Below are 19057 nucleotides of genomic sequence, written 5' to 3'. Positions count from 1 at the left end.
CGTATCATTAATTAATAAAATACTCATTTTAGATATGAAAAAGATATTGATCATGTTGGTGATCTGCATCGTGGCTATTGCGATTTACCAACACCGTCAGTCTCAGGGCGGTTCTCAGTTGACCATTTCCGGGCCATTTGAATTCCACGGGCAGGATCTGTCCAGAGATGGCTATTTGTATAGCCGCTTAGGTGTGACGGAGTCTCTGACCCGGCTTATGCCGGATGGCACTGTTCAGCCATTGCTGGCAACACAGTGGACACCGTCGGATGACGGACTGAACTGGCGCTTTAATATTCGTCAGGATGTTCGTTTTCAGGATGGTGCTTCGTTAACTGCTGAAGCGGTCAGGTTGAATCTGGAACATGCCCGGACCAAACCGGGAGTGATCCGGCAGGTGCCGATTCGTTCTATTCGTGTGGAAAACGGTGAACTGGTGATTGAACTGTCCCGGCCTTACAGTCCGTTGCTGGCTGTGCTGGCACACTACAGTCTGGGAATTGTTGCTCCAGACTCATTCAAAGGTGAGTCTCCGTCCGTTATTGGTAGCGGGCCGTATCAGGTCGTGCAGGCCCAGCCGCCGCATAAAATTGAAGTCCGTAAAAACCCGGCTTACTGGGGCGAATCAGCACATGTGGATACTATCACTTATCTGGCCGGACACAGGAGTGAAAGCCGGGCGCTGCTGGTTCGCAGTGGTCAGGCGGATATTGCTTATTCTATCGACCCGATTAGCCGGGAAAGTCTGAATGAATCAGAACAAGTCTCGGTGCAGTCACTGGAACTGCCCCGGACGGTATTGCTGAAACTGAATGCCAGTCATCCGCAACTACGCCATAAAGCAGTCCGGCAGGCGATTAGTCTGGCACTGGACCGGGAAGGCATGGCCTCGACGGTTTTACGTTTGCCGGGGTCGGCCGCTTATCAGCTTTTTTCTCCTTCGCAATCCGACTGGCATCTGGTGAACCTGAAAGGGAAGCGTAATCTGCAACAGGCCAGAGCACTGATGCAGCAGCAGGGATGGTCTTATGACGATAAGGGTTGGCTGGTCCGGGATGGACAGCCATTCACTCTGACGCTGACCACCTATGCCGATCGTCCGGAGCTGCCGGTTCTGGCCACCAGTATTCAGAACCAGCTTGCGCAGTTGGGGATTCGGGTCAGTGTCAATATTGATAACTCCAGTGCGATTCCGGCGAAACATCATGATAATACTTTGCAGATGGCGCTGATTGCCCGGAATTTCGGCATGATGGGCAGCCCGCTGCCGGTACTTTATGACGATTTCTCTTCTCCACAGGGCAGTGACTGGGGACACATGAACTGGGATTCGCCCCAAATCCGCGCCATGCTGACTCAATTGTTGGGTGAGTCTGACCCGCATGTTTCCCGGCAACTGTCTCAACAGATCGCGCGGATTCTGGCTGATGAGCTGCCGGTCATTCCGATTGCTTACAGTCAGCAGTTGATTGCGGTCAGACAGCGTGTTGATGGGTTCTCTTTTGACCCGTATGAGATTGATTACCATCTGGCGGAGATGCGCATTCATGAGTAAGTTGTTATTCCGGCGTTTTTCCCAGCTATTGTTTGTTGCCTGGTCGGTTGGAACAATCACCTTTGTGATGATGAAACTCCTGCCCGGAGATATGGCGTTCCGAATTGCGGCGGCCCGTTATGGTTATGACTATGTGAACTTACAGGCGGCACAGCGGGTGACTGAAGACTTGGGACTGAATCGTCCGGTGCTGGAACAGTATCTGTACTGGCTGTGGGATTTGGTGCATTTCAATATGGGACAGTCGCTGATTAGCGGAGAGGCCGTGTCTGAAAAAGTGTTGCATCATCTGGGTTACTCGCTATGGCTGGCGGTGGTGGCATTAGGAATGTCACTATTGATCGCTTTTCCCATTGGTATTTACTGTGCCCGCCATGCCGGACAGTGGCATGACAGGGTCACTTTACTGGTATCTAGTTTTCTGCGCGCTCAGCCGGTGTTTCTGATTGGCTTGATTCTGGTTTTGTGTTTTGCATTGAAGCTTGATTTGTTACCTGTGGCAGGGTTCGGGCGTTTTGAACATGTATTGCTGCCAGCTCTGGCGCTGGCTTTGTCTCTGGCAGCATTGTCTAACCGGATGATTCGCAACACAGGCAAAGATATTTTTGGGTCTCCGTTTTACCATTTTGCCCGGCTGAAAGGTTTGAGTGAAGCACAGGCTTATCTGCATCACGGGCGGCGTAATATTACCTTACCGTTGCTGGCATTTCTCGGTGTTCAGGCTGTCGGGCTGGTGGAAGGGATTGTGATGATTGAGTCGCTGTTTTCGTGGCCGGGAATCGGGCATGCGTTGTCTCATGCGATTTTCAGCCGTGATATTCCGGTGATTCAGGGCGCCGCGCTGTTGATGGGACTACTTTTCGTGGTGATTAATACCGGTGTGGATATGGTGCAATACCATTTTGATCCGCGTTACCGTCAGTCTTTCGCTGGAGCTGTATTATGAAGAAATATCGTGCACAGTGGGTCGGACTGTCGGTTCTGACCATGCTGATCATGTTTGTGCTGATTGAAAAGTTGTGGCTGCGGGGAGATATTGCCCGCCAGCAGCTTGATCTTGCGTTTGCCGCACCAAGCTGGCAGGAAGTTCTCGGAACCGATCACTTCGGGCGTAGTAATGCTGCCCGGCTTGCCGATGCCATTATGAACTCATTACTAATGGCAGGATTATGTGTTACCACGGCATCGCTGCTTGGCACACTTGCCGGTGTATGGTCCGGATGGTACAAAGGCTGGGTTGATCGCTTTTTCTCATTGTGGGTGAATATCGTCATGGCACTGCCGGGATTGATTCTGGTATTGCTGTTCGGGGCGATTTTCCCGGGCTCGTTCTTTTTCCTCTTTATTGCGATTTCACTGACCATGTGGGCTGACTATTTCCGGGTCATTCGCAGCCGGACTCAGACTGCGGTACTGTCGGATGCTTTTGAATCGTCGCGTCTGTTCGGGTTTGGCCGCTGGTATTTGTTCCGCCGTCATATCTGGCCGGAAATCCGCAGTGATGTGTATACCTTGTCCTGTTTTGGTGCCGGACATGCGATTCTGTCGCTGGCTGCGCTGGGATTCCTCTATGTCGGCCTGCGTCCGCCTCATGCGGAGTTAGGTATGATGATGGTTGAGCTGTTTCGTTACTATGATCAGGGATTCTGGGTTCTGCTTCAGCCGATTGTGGTTGTTTCTATGCTGATTTTTTCCTTTCATCTGCTTGCTCAGGGAGATTCGCGCATATGACACCTTTACTTCAGGTACATCAGTTATCTGTCTGGCTGGAAAACCGTTGTGTTGTCGGGCCGGTTTCGTTTGAACTGGAACAGGCTGAATCCCTGACGATTCTGGGAGAAACCGGTGCCGGGAAGAGTCTGCTGCTGAAAGCGATTATCGGTGCACTTCCGGAGCCGTTCACAAGCCAGGGAGAAATATGGCTGTCCGGTCAGGCGCTGCATTCGATGTCTGCCGGAGGCCGGGAAAAACTGTGGGGGCGTGTTTTTTCAATCTTGCCTCAGGAGCCGTCACAGGCACTGGATCCGCTAATGAGTTTGTCCCGTCAGGCAGAAGAAGTGCCTGAACTTTTACGGGGAAGCGATCAGAAAACAAGCTGGGATCTGTGTCGCCGGTTGTTTGCTTCTGTCGGACTTGGTGGGCATGAGCAGAAATATCCGGTCCAGCTTTCCGGCGGGATGGCTCAGCGTGGCGCTTATGTCTGTGCGGTCAGTGGTGGCGGTGAGATCCTGATTGCCGATGAGCCGACCAAAGGTCTGGATGATCAAAGCCGGGAACGTCTGGTCGACATGTTACAGCAGTACCGGCAGCAAGGTGCATTACTGACGGTGACTCACGATATTGAGGTAGCTGAACAACTGGGTGGCACGATGCTGGTGATGCATCAGGGAGACGTTGTCGAGCAGGGGGAAGCAGTGTCAATACTGGCACAGCCACAACATCGTTATACTCATCAGTTAATCACTGCGCATCCCCGTCACTGGTCGTTCCGGAATACTCATCAACCCGGAGCTGTATTATTGCAGGTTAGTCAGTTAAAAATGGCGGTTGGAAACCTGGTTCTGTTTGAGGACTTATCCTTTGAACTGCGGGCAGGTGAAGTGTTGGGTATCAGCGGTCCGAGTGGATGTGGGAAGTCGACATTATGTCAGGCAGTACTCGGATTGCGTGAGCCGCTGGCCGGGCATGTCGAGTATCTACAACCACTGGCAGCAGGGCAGAAACTGAAGCTCTATCAGGATCCGCCGGGGGCGTTTGCATCGCATGTCACTCTGGGAACACTGATTGAGGATATCTGCCGCCAGTATCGGATCGATGCGAAGGTGCCGGAATCACTGATGCAACGGTTACATCTGCACCCGAAATTATTGCAGCAGTCTGCAAGTCAGGTGTCTGGCGGAGAATTACAGCGTTTCGCTATTTTGCGGGTATTGCTGCTGCAACCGAAACTGTTGATTGCTGACGAGCCGACGACTCGGTTAGATCCATCCACTGCTCAGGAAACGCTGTCGCTGATTCTGGATGTCGCCCGGGAAGTCAACTGTGCATTGTTACTGGTCAGTCATGAGAAAAGTATGCTGGAAAAGGTGTGTCACCGGGTGATTGAACTGTCACCGGAAGCTGCGACCATCAGAGACACGTTCTCGGTGACTGAACCGCCTTTACCGGCTTAATGTATGCTTTGTTATTCTTAATGATCATAATCAACAGGCCCGGACTATATCCGGGCCTGTTTTGCAAAGATTACATCGTCATGTTTACTGACTATAGGTTGAAAGGAAACGTTCAAAGCGACTGATCGCGATTTCCAGATCTTCAACGTGCGGCAGGGTGACGATCCGGAAATGGTCCGGTTTCGGCCAGTTGAAGCCGCTGCCCTGAACCAGTAAGACTTTTTCCTGAATCAGAAAGTCCTGCACCATCTTCTGATCGTCCTGAATGTTATACATCTTGGTATCAATTTTCGGGAACAGATACATCGCCCCTTTGGGTTTCACACAGGAAATCCCCGGAATCTGATTGATCATTTCCCAGGCTCGGTCGCGCTGTTCCAGCAGTCTGCCACCGGGAAGAATCAGCTCATTGATACTCTGATAACCACCCAGTGCGGTCTGAATCGCATGTTGCATCGGTACGTTGGCACACAGACGCATGGAGGCCAGAATATCCAGTCCGGAGATATAACCGGCTGCCAGATGTTTTGGTCCGCTCAGGAACATCCAGCCGCTCCGGAATCCACAGACCCGGTAAGCTTTGGACAGGCCGTTGAAGGTAACCATCAGGACATCATCGGCCAGTGTTGAAATCGGTGTATGAGTTGCGCCGTCGTACAGGATTTTGTCATAAATCTCGTCGGCAAAAATAATGAGCTTATGCTGACGGGCAATTTCAATAAATTCCAGCAGAAAGTCACGGCTATAGACTGCGCCGGTCGGGTTGTTCGGATTGATGAGAACAATCCCCCGGGTATTGGGTGTGATTTTCTTCTTGATATCGTCCAGATCCGGATACCAGTCTGATTCTTCGTCACAGAGATAATGTACGGCATTACCACCGGAAAGCGATACCGATGCGGTCCACAGCGGATAATCCGGAGCGGGAACCAGCATTTCATCACCATCGTTCAACAGTGCCTGCATCGACATGACGATCAGCTCTGAAGCACCGTTGCCGATATACACATCTTCGACATCCAGCGAGCGTAAGCCTTTTTTCTGATAATGCTGAACAACCGCTTTACGGGCAGAATAGATCCCTTTGGAATCACAATATCCCTGCGAGGTCGGCAGATTACGAATTACATCGACTAAGATTTCATCAGGGGCATCAAACCCAAAAGGAGCCGGATTACCGATATTGAGCTTTAGGATTTTATGGCCTTCCTCTTCCATACGTTTAGCATGTTTGAGTACCGGACCGCGAATGTCGTAGCAGACATTATCAAGTTTTGATGACATCCCGATATTTTGCATGGCAGCCTTCCTGAAAATAATTGAATTTTTTTATTAAGTTACACCAAATCAGGATTTAAAAGAATAAAAATCTAAAATTATCTGATTTCCGGGCTAGAGCTTCGGGAGCATCTGGCATAAAATGCTCAGCATCCTTTAAAGGAAACAGATAAATCAATCAATAGAGGCGTTAATCGTCTCTCCCAGTTGAGGTCGCTTTGTCTTATTTTCACCAAGCAGTAAACCAACTCATTCATCAGATCCACAATGCTTCACCGCAGGATTGCCGTTGCCGGCAAGTGCTTGACTTACCTCCGGACTTTACGTTATCTGACTGGCTTGCCGCACAGACGCTGTTTCCGAAATTCTACTGGCAGGACCGGGAAGAGCGGGAAGAAGTCGTTGCACTGGGAGCCTGTATAACTTTCTCTGATCCTGCACCGGCCTATCCGATTATTTCAGCATCCCAGCGTATCTGGGGTGGTCGCTCGTTTGATGGTCACACAGCCAAGAATCCCCGCTGTATGGAAGCGTTTTTCTTTTTGCCGCAGGTTGAGCTGATCCGTGAGGGAGCATCATGGTCTCTGTGCGCTAATTTTACGCAGGAGCGTGAAGAAACTATCCGGGCGTTAAGGCAGCTTCAGGCGGATGTCCCGGTACTGCCATCGATTGCGACTTCGGTACTCGCCGTTCATCACTCGCCACATCGTGACCAGTGGTGTCAGTTGATCGAACAGGCTTTGTCTGCCATGGCACAAAACCAGTTTGACAAAGTGGTTCTGGCCCGTCAGTCGACATTCGAACTGGCCCGGCCGATTCAGGCGGAGCAACTGTTAAAAGAGAGCCGACAGCAGAATCATCAGAGCTTTCACTTTTTACTGGCACTGGATCCGCAACATAGTTTTGTCGGTTCGACACCGGAGCGTCTGTACCGACGTAACGGTGATGAACTGCTGACAGAAGCACTGGCCGGAACGATCGGCCGGAGCGATGATATGCAACAAGATTTGGCTTTGTCCGACTGGCTGATTCATGACGATAAGAATGTCACGGAAAATCAGTATGTTGTCGATGACATTGTTGATCGTTTAACCCCGTTGGCCCATTGTGTCGATATCGGGCCGGAAACACAATTGGTGAAATTACGCCGGGTTCAGCATCTGAAACGTCGGATTCAGGCGGCATTGTTGCCGGAAATTAATGGCGTGCAGTTGCTTGGTGCATTACAGCCGACGGCTGCTGTTGCCGGTTTACCGAGACAGGCGGCCAAAGCGTTTATTGAACGCTATGAACCTTTTCCCAGAGGGTGGTATGCCGGTTCGATGGGCTATATCAGTCATCAGCAGGCAGAGTTCTGTGTTGCTATCCGTAGTGCGCTGGTGGCGGAGAAACAGGTCAGACTTTTTGCCGGAGCCGGTATTGTCGCCGGTTCGGTTGCTGAACATGAGTGGCTCGAACTGGATCGTAAAATGTCAACCTTACTCAGCCTGATCACGGAAACGTGTCCGGAGGAAGTTGTATCGTGAAATCTCAACAAGCGGTGTTGAACCGGGTCTGGAGTCGCTTGATTCTGGAAGAGTTGTCTCGTCTGGGAGTCCGTGATGTCTGTATTGCCCCGGGATCCCGTTCTACGCCCCTGACGCTGGAGGCAGATGCGCATCCGGCGCTGCGGCTGCATCCTCATTTTGATGAAAGAGGGCTGGGTTATCTGGCATTAGGACTGGCAAAAGCCAGCCAGAAACCGGTCGCCGTGATTGTGACATCCGGTACGGCGGTAGCTAATTTACTGCCGTGTGTTGCCGAAGCGAATCTGACCGGAGAAAAACTGGTGCTTTTAACTGCCGATCGCCCGGTTGAGCTGATTGACTGCGGTGCAAATCAGGCCATTGAACAGCCGGGGATTTTTTCTGCTCATACAGTTCAGACGATCAACCTGCCCAGTCCGACAGCGATGATTGCTCCCGGCTGGCTGCTGACAACCCTTGATCAGGCGTTATTTCATCAGTCTCGTGTCGGTGGTGTCGTACATATCAATTGCCCGTTTCCCGAACCGTTGTATTCTCAGATCGAAGATGTTGATGCTTCCGATTATCTGGCTGGGGTTCAGCCCTGGCTGGCGACCGGTTCACCGTATAGCTCCAGACAAGGATATCAGTTGCCGCCGGTTCAGGCTGCCCCCGAACTTTTTAACTGTAAAGGTGTGGTGATTATCGGTTCTCTTCCTGTTGCCGAGGCAGAAAAAGCCAGAGATTTTGCGCAGATGTTGGGATGGCCGGTGCTGTGTGATCCTCAGTCCGGCGTCGGCAGTGACTGGGCCTGCTTTGATCTGTGGTTACAGCATGAAACATGCAGAGATATTCTCTGTGGATGTGAACTAATTGTCCAATTCGGCGCTCATCTGGTTTCCAAACGGTTGAATCAGTGGCTGCAACAACAGATTGAGCAACAGGGGAGTCGCTATCTGTATCTCTCTGCGCGTGAGCAGCGGAATAACCCGTCTCATTTGCCGCAGCAGCATCTGGTGACCCGGATTGATACATGGGTTGATGTTCAGACCGAGCAATACCGGATTCAGGGAAATAATATTTCGGTCGGCTGGGCAGATGAACTGTTACCACTGATCAGGCGGATTCCGGAGCTGACACAGCAAGTGGCTGAGGCCGAGTCCCGCCTCTGTGAACTGGACGTGGCAATGTCGGTTGCAACGCTGACCCCGGAGGCTGATTTATTTATCGGTAACAGTCTGATTGTCCGGCTGGTCGATATGTTCGGTACTGCCCAAAAACGGGCGGTTTATTCCAATCGTGGTGCATCAGGGATCGATGGGATTGTTGCCACAGCAGCCGGTATTCAACGAGAACGACAGCAGCCGATGTTATTACTTCTGGGTGACACTTCACTGTTATATGACCTGAATTCTCTGGCTTTGCTGACACGAACCTGCCAGCCTTTCGTTGTGGTTGTGACCAACAATGATGGTGGAGCAATTTTTGACCTGCTTCCGGTTCCGCCGGAACAGAAAACTGACTTGTACCAGATGCCGCACGGTTATCATTTTGAACATGCAGCAGCGCAGTTTGGTCTGGGTTATGAAAATCCACAGGATTTGACGGCGTTTCAGCAGTGTATCGACCGGCATATTGACAGTGGCAGTGGCGGGTTGATTGTTGAGGTGACAGTTCCTGCCGGACAGGCAGCACAGCATATAACTCAGGTGGTAAATGATGTCCGGTCTTTATAGCCTTTATACATCACCGGAAAACCGAACCGGACAGGATTTACCTGTGCTGGTGTTCTTGCATGGTTTGCTGGGAAGTGGAGAAGACTGGTCTGAAACGCTTACACATCTGACCGCTTTTCCCTGTCTGACCATTGATTTGTGTGGTCATGGGCAGAGCCGTCAACAACGCTGCACCAATTTCGACGATTGTTGTGAGCAGATTGCCCGGACGATTCGCAAGGCTGTTCCGGCAGAACAGCCACTGGTGTTGGTCGGTTATTCTCTGGGTGGCCGGCTGGCAATGTATGGTGCGGTTCACGGACACTGGGCTGAATTGAATCTTACTGCGCTGGTAATTGAAGGCGGAAATTTTGGTCTGCATAGTGATGTGCAGCGTCAGCAACGCTGGCAGCAGGATCAGCTCTGGGCGACACGCTTTGCCTCTGAGCCGGTTGCCGATGTTTTGAGCGATTGGTACCAGCAGCCAGTGTTCTCTTCGCTAAACCATGAGCAGAGACAACATTTGATCACCCGTCGCAGTGATAATCTTGGCGCCGAAATTGCAGTGATGATGCGGGCTACATCTCTGGCCCGCCAGCCGGACTTGTTACCGGCACTTAAAATGCAGTCGGTTCCCGTCCGGTATATTTGCGGGGAAAACGACCATAAATTCCGGCAACTCGCGCAACAGAGCGGGTTGCCTGTACAAATAATTTTTCAGGCAGGACATAATGTCCATCAGGAGCGGCCCGAGGATTTTGCCCGGTGCCTTCAGGCACTGTCCGCTCATCAGATTTGAATGCTCAGACGAGATAGGAATGTTATGACAATTACTGTAGGTATCAGTGAAGAAGAACTTTATGCACCGGTGGAATGGAATGATTGTACCGGTGAGTATCAGGATATCAACTATCATAAGTCCAGTGATGGGATCGCAAAGATTACCATCGCACGTCCTCAGGTCCGGAATGCTTTCCGGCCGCAGACAGTGAAAGAGATGATTCAGGCACTGGCTGATGCCCGCTACGATTCTGAAGTCGGTGTCATCATTCTGACCGGACTGGGCGAGGATGCATTCTGTTCCGGTGGCGATCAGAAAATTCGTGGTGACTATGGCGGTTACCGGGATGAGGAAGGAACTCACCATTTGAATGTGCTGGATTTCCAGCGTCAGATCCGGACTTGTCCGAAACCTGTGATTGCTTCCGTTGCCGGTTGGGCCGTTGGTGGTGGTCATGTGTTGCATATGATGTGTGATTTAACCATTGCTGCCGAGAATGCCAAATTTGGTCAGACCGGGCCGAAGGTCGGGTCGTTTGACGGTGGCTGGGGTGCTTCTTATATGGCGCGGATTATCGGCCAGAAAAAGGCCCGGGAAATCTGGTTCTTATGCCGCTTCTACGACGCACAGGAAGCATTGGATATGGGACTGGTGAATACGGTTGTGCCGCTGGCAGATCTCGAAAAAGAAACCGTACGCTGGTGCCGGGAAGTCTTACAGCATAGTCCGATGGCACTCCGTTGTCTGAAAGCAGCGCTGAATGCGGACTGCGATGGTCAGGCTGGGCTGCAGGAACTGGCCGGGAATGCGACCATGATGTTCTACATGACGGAAGAAGGTCAGGAGGGCAGAAATGCGTTCAATGAAAAACGTCGCCCTGACTTCCAGAAATTCCCCCGGAATCCATAATTAAATAACATATAAGGCCATGACTCTTTGGTAATAACCGGGAGTTAACCGCTTCCTGTGTTTGAATGGAGAGTTTACAGAATGATTGTGCGGTTTGCCGTATCAATCAGGCGTGAGAGTAGTTTATCTCACATAATGAAACGACTGAAATGAGGTGTCTGATGGCTGTTGAAGTCGTCGGGCATCGGTTAAAGAGGGTAAATCAGAATGCGTAGTGCAAAACTGTACCGCTATCGATTACCGATGGATAGTGGCGTCATTCTTCGCAACGAGAAGTTATTCGAACGGGAAGGCTTCATCGTGGAAATGCATGACCGGGATCAGGCTGGACGAGGTGAAATTGCACCACTGATTGGGTTTAGTGAGGAGTCGGTGACCGAAGCCGGAATTCAGCTTCAGGAACAACTGGCACTCTGGTGTCGCGGAGAAGCGATTGACTATCAGCATTTATATCCATCGGTTGCGTTTGGTCTGTCCGCTGCACAGGCGGAGTTATCTGGTGAACTGCCACAGGAAGGTAATTATTTTGCCGCACCATTATGTGTCGGTGATCCCGATGAGCTGATCGAACGTCTGCAAGTCTTACCGGGAAAGAAAGTTGCCAAAGTAAAAGTCGGTATGTATGAGCCGGTTCGCGATGGTCTGGTGATTAATCTGTTGCTGGAAAGTATTCCTGACTTATCTCTGCGTCTGGATGTGAACCGGGAATGGACGCCGGAGAAGGCAGCAATATTTGCCAGTAAAATATCGCCATCTTACCGCCAGCGGATTGCGTATGTGGAAGAACCTTGTGCATCTCCGAGTGACAGCATTGCATTTGCGATCAATACCGGTATTGCCATTGCCTGGGATGAGACATTACAGGCATCTCTGAAAGATCCGGATTTTCGTCTGGAAGAGTTGACCGGTGTGAAGGCACTGATCATTAAGCCAACACTGATTGGTTCAATTGAACGCTGTCGTTATCTGGTTGAAAAGGCACAGTCGTTGGGAATGCAGCCTGTCATCAGTTCTAGTATTGAATCCAGCTTCGGTTTGTGCCAGTTAGCACGTTTATCCCGCTGGCTTCTGCCGGAAGAAGTTCCGGGGCTGGATACGGTCGGGCTATTCCGTCAGCAACTGGCCGTTGCGTGGCCGGGATGTGATATACCGGTCGTTGAGCTGAACAGCCAGGAAGTGATCTGGGCTTCATAATGCCAGTGTCCGATAGTGAATTATGGCAGCGCTGGGTCAGGGAAAGGCCGGCTGCCGTTGCGCTGAAGATTGGCCGGCAAGCATATACCTGGCAGGATGTGACTGAAACTGTTTCTGCCGTTGCAACGGCATTGCAGCTGCAGGGAATTGGACCCGGAGATATTGTGACGCAGGTGGGGAAGAATCACCCTGATGGAATCTGGCTCTTTCTGGCGGCGCTGCATCTGGGCGCTGTTACTGCATTTGTAGCACCTCAGCCGGTGGCGATGCTGCAACGAAAACTTCAGACGATTTACCGCCCGGAACAGACGGTATGGCTGTTCTGCTCTGATCCGGATGAAGCTGTAACGCTTTACTCCCGGTTGCCGGATGTTCGTCCGGTCCACTGTCAGTCGATAACCGGAGTGACACCTCCGCTTTCCCGTTATCATTCCAAACAGCTAAGCTCACTGACTTTTACCTCCGGTTCAACCGGAGAACCGAAGGCAGTTGCTCATACATCCCGACAACATCTGGCATCGGCTCAGGGATTGCTGTCTCAGTTTCATTTTTCCGCCGATGATACCTGGCTGCTGAGTCTGCCGGTGTACCATGTCTCGGGTTTATCGATTGTTTACCGCTGGCTGTGGGCCGGAGGTTGTCTGCGAATTGGCCGGGCTGAAGCCGATGAAATGACCGACGTAACACACGCTTCTCTGGTTCCGGCACAGCTTAAGCGCTTGCTGGATGATGGTACACCATTGGCTTTGACACATGTCTTGCTAGGCGGAAGTTATATTCCTTTGCCACTGGCGCAACGTGCTGCGGCACTGGGTATTGATACCTGGCTGGGTTATGGGATGACTGAGGCCGCCTCGACAGTGACTGCGAAGCGGGTCAGTGAGACAGAAAGTTGTGGTACGGTGTTGCCCTTGCGTGACGTCAGGATTGAAAACGAGCGAATTTATATTGGCGGAGACACGCTGGCCAGCGGTTATTATCATCAGGGAACACTGCGACCTCTTTGTGATGACTCAGGATGGTTTGACAGTCAGGATATGGGGTTCTGGCAGGATGGTGAACTGTGCGTCACCGGCCGGGCAGATAATCTGTTTATCTCCGGTGGGGAAAACATTCACTGCGAAGAAATTGAGGCCGTTTTAGCCCGGCATCCACAGATTCACGCAGCGGTCATTGTTCCGGTTACAGATGAAACCTTCGGCACGCGCCCGGTTGCGGTGATTGAATGCGATAGCGACTGGCAATGGAGCACTGCCGAAATCCGGGCATGGCTACAGGGACGACTGGAGAAGTTTAAATGGCCTGATGCCTGTTACCGGCTTCCCGGTAACTTCCGGCATCAGGGGATTAAAATTTCCCGGACTGAAGTCAAAATCTGGTTGATGAAGGAGATGGAGACGCACCGTGATGTGCACGGCCGGTTATGAGTTAGTCCAAAACTGAATTTTGGTTTGATATGTCTTTTATTCATAATTAGCACAATTAAATTAACTAACGGGCATATCTCAATGAAAAAATGGCTTATGATCGTGACGATCATTATTCAGCTTCTGGTTGCTTTGCTTAACAGTGGAACAATCCGGTCATTGGCAGAGTTAACTGCATTTCTGTTGATTCTGGCGCTGTTTCTGGAGCGTCCCCGACAAACGTCCGTGAACCTTTCCTGAATCCCGCCCCGGGATGTAACTCAGGGCGGTGGTGATGCTCACAGATTTATCGGGTCGTCATAATCCAGGTCAGTGATGATATGGAGATCACCACCCATAAACCGACACCAAAGAGCAGTGGTCTCGGACCTGCCTGACGTAGTTTGCCAAATGACAGACTACATCCAATCAAGAACAGACAAATAACCAGCATCTGTTTCGCCACGGTAAATATTCCCTGATAGAGCGTTGAGAATTGAGGGAATTGATCATGCAATACAATTGCGGCGCAGTAGAACAGGATGAAGTAAGGAATTGTAATTTTTCTGGATTCACTGCGGAATAAAAAAGTACTGAGAAAAGCAACTGGTATAATCCAGAGCGCCCGGGCCAGTTTCAATGTTGTTGCTGTTTTAAGGGCAGTTTCACCATAAGCTGATGCCGCACCGACGACAGAGGATGTATCGTGAATTGCAATTGCAGCCCAGGTGCCGAATGCTTCCTGGCTCATATTCAGCAGATGACCGACAGCCGGAAACAAAAACAATGCCAGCGAATTCAGAACAAAAATGGTTCCCAGAGCCAGACCAATCTGTTCATCATCGGCTTCAATCGCCGGAGCCACGGCAGCGATTGCACTTCCGCCACAAATAGCGGTGCCTGAAGCAATCAGATAACCGGTTTTGCGCATCAGGCCGAACCGGACACTGGCGAACCAGCCAATCAGTAATGTGCTCAGCAGTGTCGCCAGAATCAGCCCTAAGCCGTGAGTTGTTACGGTAAGTGCTGTCTGGAGTGGAATACCGAATCCCAGACCGACAATCGAATAAGAGAGAAGTTTTTTGGTAATTTTCGCCAGAGGCACACCTTGTGGGACCATACTTAAAGTGGTCAGGAAGAAACCCAGTACCAGCGCAGTAGGCGAGGTGACATAAGAGGTTGTGCAAATCAGAAGTCCGAGAACAAAAGGAATATTTTTCAATAAACTGGTCAGAGAATAGGCCATGAGAATACCGACATCAGAAAACATGGCTCTATTCTAACGGGAATATACGATCAGTCAGTCTTAATGTTTTTAACTTCCGTTCATCAAAACTGAACAGCCCCTAGCGCCATTCTCCCCGTAAGGCTGCCACCTGTTGATAAAGCTGTTCACTATTAGTCTGTGCGGCAGTCACCGGAGGAGCAGCCTCTATTTCGATTCTGGCTCTGAAGCGGCGGGGAAAACCACGGCAAGCCCGGCCACGGCAGCGGCTGAAATAACTTCCCCACAGGCCTTTCAGTGCCATCGGGATGACCGGAGCCGAAGAGTGCTGAATGATGCGATCCAACCCACGAAGGAATGGACCGATTTCACCATCCGGCGTGAGTCGTCCTTCCGGAAAAATACAGACTAGTTCTCCCTGTTGAAGTGCTTTTTCTATCTGGACAAAGGCTTTGCGAATCGTATTACCATGTGATGCACAAATCGGAATGACACCGGCATGGTTCAGAATTGGCCGGATCAAAGGCAATGTGGTGTAATCGGCTTCCATAACAAAACGGATCAGCCGTGGTGAAGCCACACTGAGGATCAGTGCGTCCAGATAAGTGACATGGTTACAGATAATCAGCGCACCACCCTGAGCCGGAATGTGCTGTAAATTCCGGTAGCGGATGCGGTAACAGATTTTTGCCAGCAACGTCAGGATGAAGCGGAGGGTATAAATCGGTAACTTTCGCAGCAGATAGATAAATACGCCAAGGTTGACCAGTGTGAGGAACAGAAACAGATTGGGAATGGACAGTTGCAACAACGACAGGAAGATAATTCCTAAGACGGCACTGATGACCATAAACAGGGCGTTGTAAATATTGAGTGCTGCAATAACCTGTGCCCGTTGCTCCGGGTGAGCACGCTGCTGAAGCAGTGTATACAAGGGTACAATAAACATTCCTCCGGATGCCCCCAGTAGCAGCAAACTCAAGAATAACGGCCATAATTCGGTGTTGGTAACAAAGGTGGCAAATGTCATTGCCTGGGGTAACTGGGAAGGAACAGCACTGACCAGCCCGTAACCGAACAGAGAAATCCCCAGACAAGCCAGTGGCACCAGCCCCGGCTCAACCCGGTGACGGGAAAGGCGGTCACACAGTAATGAACCCAATGCAATACCAACGGAAAACAGTGTGAGTAACCAGGAAACCGCACCTTCATTGCCATGCAGGAAGAGTTTGGTGAAGTTCGGAAACTGGGTCAGGTAAGTGGCTCCCATAAACCAGAACCAACTGATAACCAGAATTGTACGACGGATGATCGGATCCTGTCTGGCAATGCTTAACGTTTTTCGGGTTTGTGACACTGGCCGCCAGTAAAAACGCTGGGCCGGTGCGGTTGCCGGTGCACTGGGAATGTAGCGGCTCGCGAGATAACCACAGAGTGCGAAAATAAATACTGCGCCGGCGGCAATGTATTCTGCTCCGGGTGTTGAGGCGATAACTCCGGCCAGTAACGTCCCCAGTAAAATTGCCAGAAAAGTACCGGTTTCAACCAGTGCATTGCCACTCATCAGTTCTTCCGGCTTCAGCTGTTGTGGTAACAGGGCATATTTGACCGGGCCGAATAACGCAGATTGTGTTCCCATCAGAAATAACAGAAACAACAGAATGAGGTAACTGTGGGTGACAAAACCAACCGCGGCCAGAGTCATAATCACAATTTCCAGCAGTTTGATTTTTCGGATCAGCCAGCTTTTTTCCAGTTGGTCGGCCAGTACACCGGAGGAAGCTGAAAACAGAAAGAAAGGCAGAATAAATAATCCGGCAGCCAGATTGATAAACAGGGTGCTTGAAATGACCAGTTGATCGACACTGGCGAAGGCGACAAACAGCAACAGGGTATTTTTAAATACATTGTCGTTGAAGGCCCCGAAAAACTGAGTCACAAAATAGGGCAGGAAACGCCGGGTGGTGAGCAATGATGAAGCAGCATGAGACATGGAAGGTCCTTTGTTGACCCGGCAGGTTTCTACCAGGCTTCCAGATAATGCGTCAGTAAATCGGTAATCAACACATTGCCGTCAACCGGGGATGAAGCAAAGAACTTATCATCGACACTCAGTAACGTGATACCGTGAACACCAGCCCATAATACCCGGCTGGCTTTCAGAATTTCATCTGCCGAACGTTGTGGAGCCAACTGTTGTAGCAGGCTTTCCAGCATATCAGTCATATGGGCGATTCTTTGTGTCTGCCATTCGGGCAGGGTTTCACCATTCATATTATGCTCGAAAATCAGTTGCCAGCGGAAAGTATGCTGCCGGGCAAAATCGTGATAGCAGTAAGCAAGCTGAAACAAAGCATCCCGATGATTCTGGCTTTGGCTGACGGCTTTCCGCGCTTCTTCGGTCAGTTCATCCAGTGTCTGGGCGACGGCATGTAGTAGTAGCAGATTATAGCTACCGAATATATTGACTAACGTACTGGGGACATAGCCAATCATGGCGGCAATCTTACGCAGGCTCAACTCGTGATAGGAGTGATCGGTGAGAAAATTTTTGACATGTTCCAGTGTCAGTTGGATGAGTTCTTCCCGGGTGTGATCGTTTCTTCTGGCCATGGTTTACAATCGTTAATGAACAACGTTCAATATAGTATTGTTCCCTTTCCCCAGCGTCAATCAAAGCCTGCAATATTCTGATACATGTTTGTTTGTACGAAGTATTTCTTTGTTGTGGCTGAACAACTATGATACGCCTGAACTCTTCTGACAAAAATGAAGGATAGACATGAAACGCTTTTTATCTTTAATCACCCTGTTGCTTGTTTCGGTCGCGGTTGTTCCCGTTGCCGATGCTAAAAAATTCGGTGGCGGCCGTTCTTTCGGCAGCACGTTTAAAACAGCACCGGCGCCGAAACAGCAGTACAGTAATACCAATACTCTGAACGGAAAAGCCGCTCAGACTCAGAATACGGGCCGGAGAGGATTACTGGGCGGACTGATGGGCGGCTTACTGGCCGGTGGTTTGCTGGCTGCATTCTTCGGTGGTGCTTTTGAAGGTATCCAGTTCATGGATATTCTGATTATCGGGCTGGTTGCCTACTTCATTATCAGAATGTTACGTGGCGTTCTGGCGGCAAAGCAGGGAAGTATGAATCAACAGCAACCGGCATTTGGCAGCACTACACATCGTCAGTCGCATGTTCATAACTTCGAACAGCCTGAAAATCCGGTCGGAGGCAGTGGCTTTGGAACCGGTGCCGCTAGTGATGTACCGCACCGTTACCCGCCGGAGTTTGACCGGACAGCATTTATTGATGGTGCCCGTGAACACTATCGTATTTTGCAGGGTGCCTGGAACCACAATGAACTGGAAACCATTCGTGAGTATGTGTCAGCAAGTCTGTTTGAAGACCTGAAGGCAGAACGGGAAAAGCTTACCGGTGAGCAACATACTGATGTGATGTATGTTGATGCTGAGTTTGTGCGTGCTGATTACGATGCCAACCGGGCACAATTGAGTTTACAGTTTTCCGGACGTTACCGGGATCCGGTTGAAGGTATTGAGGAAGAGATCACGGACATCTGGCATCTTGAGCGGGATCTGACGGTTCCCGGTGCTCCCTGGCTGATTGTCGGTATTCAGGGGTAATCGTTGTTTTGCAGGAAAATGCCTCCCACTTGCGGAGGCATTTTTGTATTTATCCGGCATAGATTGCTCGATGTGAACTATCGAAAACTCAGTGCATCACCGTTTGGAAGAACCTGAGCCAGTCGGGGGAAGATCGTTTGAAAGGCCATCTGGTGTAGCTCTGATGAAAATGAAGAACAGGCATTTTCAATCGTGAGCATATGATAGCCCAGCTCCCAGCCATGCCGCAGTGTTGATTCCACACCCATATTTGTTGCGATACCGGCTACAACCAGATTGCGGATATTGCGTCTGCGTAACTGCATATCCAGTTCTGTCCCGGTAAATGCTCCCCACTGGCGTTTAGTGATCAATATATCACCAGGCTGAACAACACCCTCAGCCAGAGTCATCCAGTGTTCCATCTCTTCCAGAGCTGGTTTTGGTGTGGGGGTATCGACAATACCGGGAGGAAAATCCTGCTGATCGGCAGACCAGCCAACATTGACACCGACAACGGTGGCGCCGTGTTGGCGGAAGTGCTCAGCCAAGATTTTGCACCGCTCCAGTATTTCATCTGAGCTATACGGATATCGTTGTGGTGCCAGTATTCCATTTTGTAAGTCAATCAGAATCAATGCAGTTTCATGGGGATTCAATGCCAGCATCATGGTTTCCTTGAGTTGATGAA

The 19057-nt window shown here is 50.6% G+C and carries 17 protein-coding genes; 12 read left to right on the top strand and 5 right to left on the bottom strand.

What is annotated here, in order from left to right; all coding sequences use genetic code 11:
• Positions 1 to 34 precede the first annotated feature (34 nt).
• Genes OCU74_RS10485 through OCU74_RS10470 form a run of 4 tightly spaced genes read left to right on the top strand, consistent with a single transcriptional unit; the run spans position 35 to position 4728 of the window.
• A complete protein-coding gene (locus OCU74_RS10485; RefSeq protein WP_087479674.1) occupies positions 35 to 1555 on the top strand; it encodes an ABC transporter substrate-binding protein in 1521 nt (506 codons plus the stop codon).
• Positions 1548 to 2501: an ABC transporter permease gene (locus OCU74_RS10480; RefSeq protein ID WP_087479673.1), complete on the top strand. Its 954-nt coding sequence runs from the start codon at positions 1548 to 1550 to the stop codon at positions 2499 to 2501. The genes OCU74_RS10485 and OCU74_RS10480 overlap by 8 nt, the downstream gene beginning before the upstream one ends.
• Positions 2498 to 3286: an ABC transporter permease gene (locus tag OCU74_RS10475; RefSeq protein WP_087479672.1), complete on the top strand. Its 789-nt coding sequence runs from the start codon at positions 2498 to 2500 to the stop codon at positions 3284 to 3286. Before OCU74_RS10480 ends, OCU74_RS10475 begins: the two co-directional genes overlap by 4 nt.
• Positions 3283 to 4728: an ABC transporter ATP-binding protein gene (locus OCU74_RS10470; RefSeq protein WP_087479671.1), complete on the top strand. Its 1446-nt coding sequence runs from the start codon at positions 3283 to 3285 to the stop codon at positions 4726 to 4728. The genes OCU74_RS10475 and OCU74_RS10470 overlap by 4 nt, the downstream gene beginning before the upstream one ends.
• An 84-nt stretch (positions 4729 to 4812) precedes the next feature.
• Here OCU74_RS10470 and OCU74_RS10465 read toward each other — a convergent pair whose 3' ends face one another.
• Positions 4813 to 6027: a pyridoxal phosphate-dependent aminotransferase gene (locus OCU74_RS10465; RefSeq protein WP_087479670.1), complete on the bottom strand. Its 1215-nt coding sequence runs from the start codon at positions 6025 to 6027 to the stop codon at positions 4813 to 4815.
• A 197-nt stretch (positions 6028 to 6224) separates the two neighbouring features.
• Between OCU74_RS10465 and OCU74_RS10460 the strand changes: the two genes are divergently transcribed.
• From OCU74_RS10460 to OCU74_RS10430, 7 genes are all read left to right on the top strand, one after another.
• Positions 6225 to 7532 carry an isochorismate synthase gene (locus OCU74_RS10460; protein WP_087479669.1) on the top strand — a complete coding sequence of 436 codons (1308 nt, stop codon included), beginning with the start codon at positions 6225 to 6227 and terminating at the stop codon, positions 7530 to 7532.
• Positions 7529 to 9247, top strand: coding sequence for a 2-succinyl-5-enolpyruvyl-6-hydroxy-3-cyclohexene-1-carboxylic-acid synthase (menD, locus tag OCU74_RS10455; RefSeq protein ID WP_087479668.1), 1719 nt, complete (start codon positions 7529 to 7531; stop codon positions 9245 to 9247). The genes OCU74_RS10460 and menD overlap by 4 nt, the downstream gene beginning before the upstream one ends.
• Positions 9228 to 10025, top strand: a complete 798-nt coding sequence (gene menH, locus OCU74_RS10450) for a 2-succinyl-6-hydroxy-2,4-cyclohexadiene-1-carboxylate synthase (protein WP_200807660.1) — start codon at positions 9228 to 9230, stop codon at positions 10023 to 10025. Before menD ends, menH begins: the two co-directional genes overlap by 20 nt.
• A gap of 24 nt (positions 10026 to 10049) precedes the next feature.
• Positions 10050 to 10916, top strand: a complete 867-nt coding sequence (gene menB, locus OCU74_RS10445) for a 1,4-dihydroxy-2-naphthoyl-CoA synthase (protein WP_087479666.1) — start codon at positions 10050 to 10052, stop codon at positions 10914 to 10916.
• Positions 10917 to 11123: 207 nt separating this feature from the next.
• The gene (menC, locus tag OCU74_RS10440) at positions 11124 to 12110 is read left to right on the top strand and encodes an o-succinylbenzoate synthase (RefSeq protein ID WP_087479665.1); all 987 of its coding nucleotides are present in this window, start codon (positions 11124 to 11126) and stop codon (positions 12108 to 12110) included.
• A complete protein-coding gene (gene menE / locus OCU74_RS10435; protein ID WP_087479664.1) occupies positions 12110 to 13537 on the top strand; it encodes an o-succinylbenzoate--CoA ligase in 1428 nt (475 codons plus the stop codon). Before menC ends, menE begins: the two co-directional genes overlap by 1 nt.
• A gap of 81 nt (positions 13538 to 13618) precedes the next feature.
• Positions 13619 to 13777: a hypothetical protein gene (locus OCU74_RS10430; protein WP_200807659.1), complete on the top strand. Its 159-nt coding sequence runs from the start codon at positions 13619 to 13621 to the stop codon at positions 13775 to 13777.
• Positions 13778 to 13823: 46 nt separating this feature from the next.
• On the opposite strand, the gene OCU74_RS10425 is transcribed toward OCU74_RS10430, so the two are convergent.
• From OCU74_RS10425 to OCU74_RS10415, 3 genes are all read right to left on the bottom strand, one after another.
• Positions 13824 to 14786 (bottom strand): YeiH family protein, encoded by a 963-nt coding sequence (locus OCU74_RS10425; RefSeq protein ID WP_234993532.1) that lies wholly within the window; start codon positions 14784 to 14786, stop codon positions 13824 to 13826.
• A gap of 76 nt (positions 14787 to 14862) precedes the next feature.
• Positions 14863 to 16734 (bottom strand): MFS transporter, encoded by a 1872-nt coding sequence (locus OCU74_RS10420; RefSeq protein ID WP_087479663.1) that lies wholly within the window; start codon positions 16732 to 16734, stop codon positions 14863 to 14865.
• Positions 16735 to 16763: 29 nt separating this feature from the next.
• On the bottom strand, positions 16764 to 17354 hold the full coding sequence (locus OCU74_RS10415) for a TetR/AcrR family transcriptional regulator (RefSeq protein WP_087479662.1): 591 nt from the start codon (positions 17352 to 17354) through the stop codon (positions 16764 to 16766).
• A gap of 169 nt (positions 17355 to 17523) precedes the next feature.
• Here OCU74_RS10415 and OCU74_RS10410 point away from each other — a divergent pair, with 169 nt between their 5' ends.
• Complete coding sequence (locus OCU74_RS10410) at positions 17524 to 18387, top strand: Tim44 domain-containing protein (RefSeq protein WP_087479661.1); 864 nt, start codon at positions 17524 to 17526, stop codon at positions 18385 to 18387.
• Positions 18388 to 18464: 77 nt separating this feature from the next.
• Here the strand turns inward: OCU74_RS10410 and OCU74_RS10405 are convergent, their stop codons facing one another.
• Complete coding sequence (locus OCU74_RS10405) at positions 18465 to 19037, bottom strand: hydrolase (RefSeq protein ID WP_200807658.1); 573 nt, start codon at positions 19035 to 19037, stop codon at positions 18465 to 18467.
• Positions 19038 to 19057: the final 20 nt, after the last annotated feature.

Source organism: Vibrio mangrovi, assembly GCF_024346955.1.
Taxonomy (GTDB): Bacteria; Pseudomonadota; Gammaproteobacteria; order Enterobacterales; family Vibrionaceae; genus Vibrio; species Vibrio mangrovi.
The sequence above is the reverse complement of the archived record's forward strand: the minus strand, read 5'-3'. Positions and strand labels throughout refer to the sequence as shown.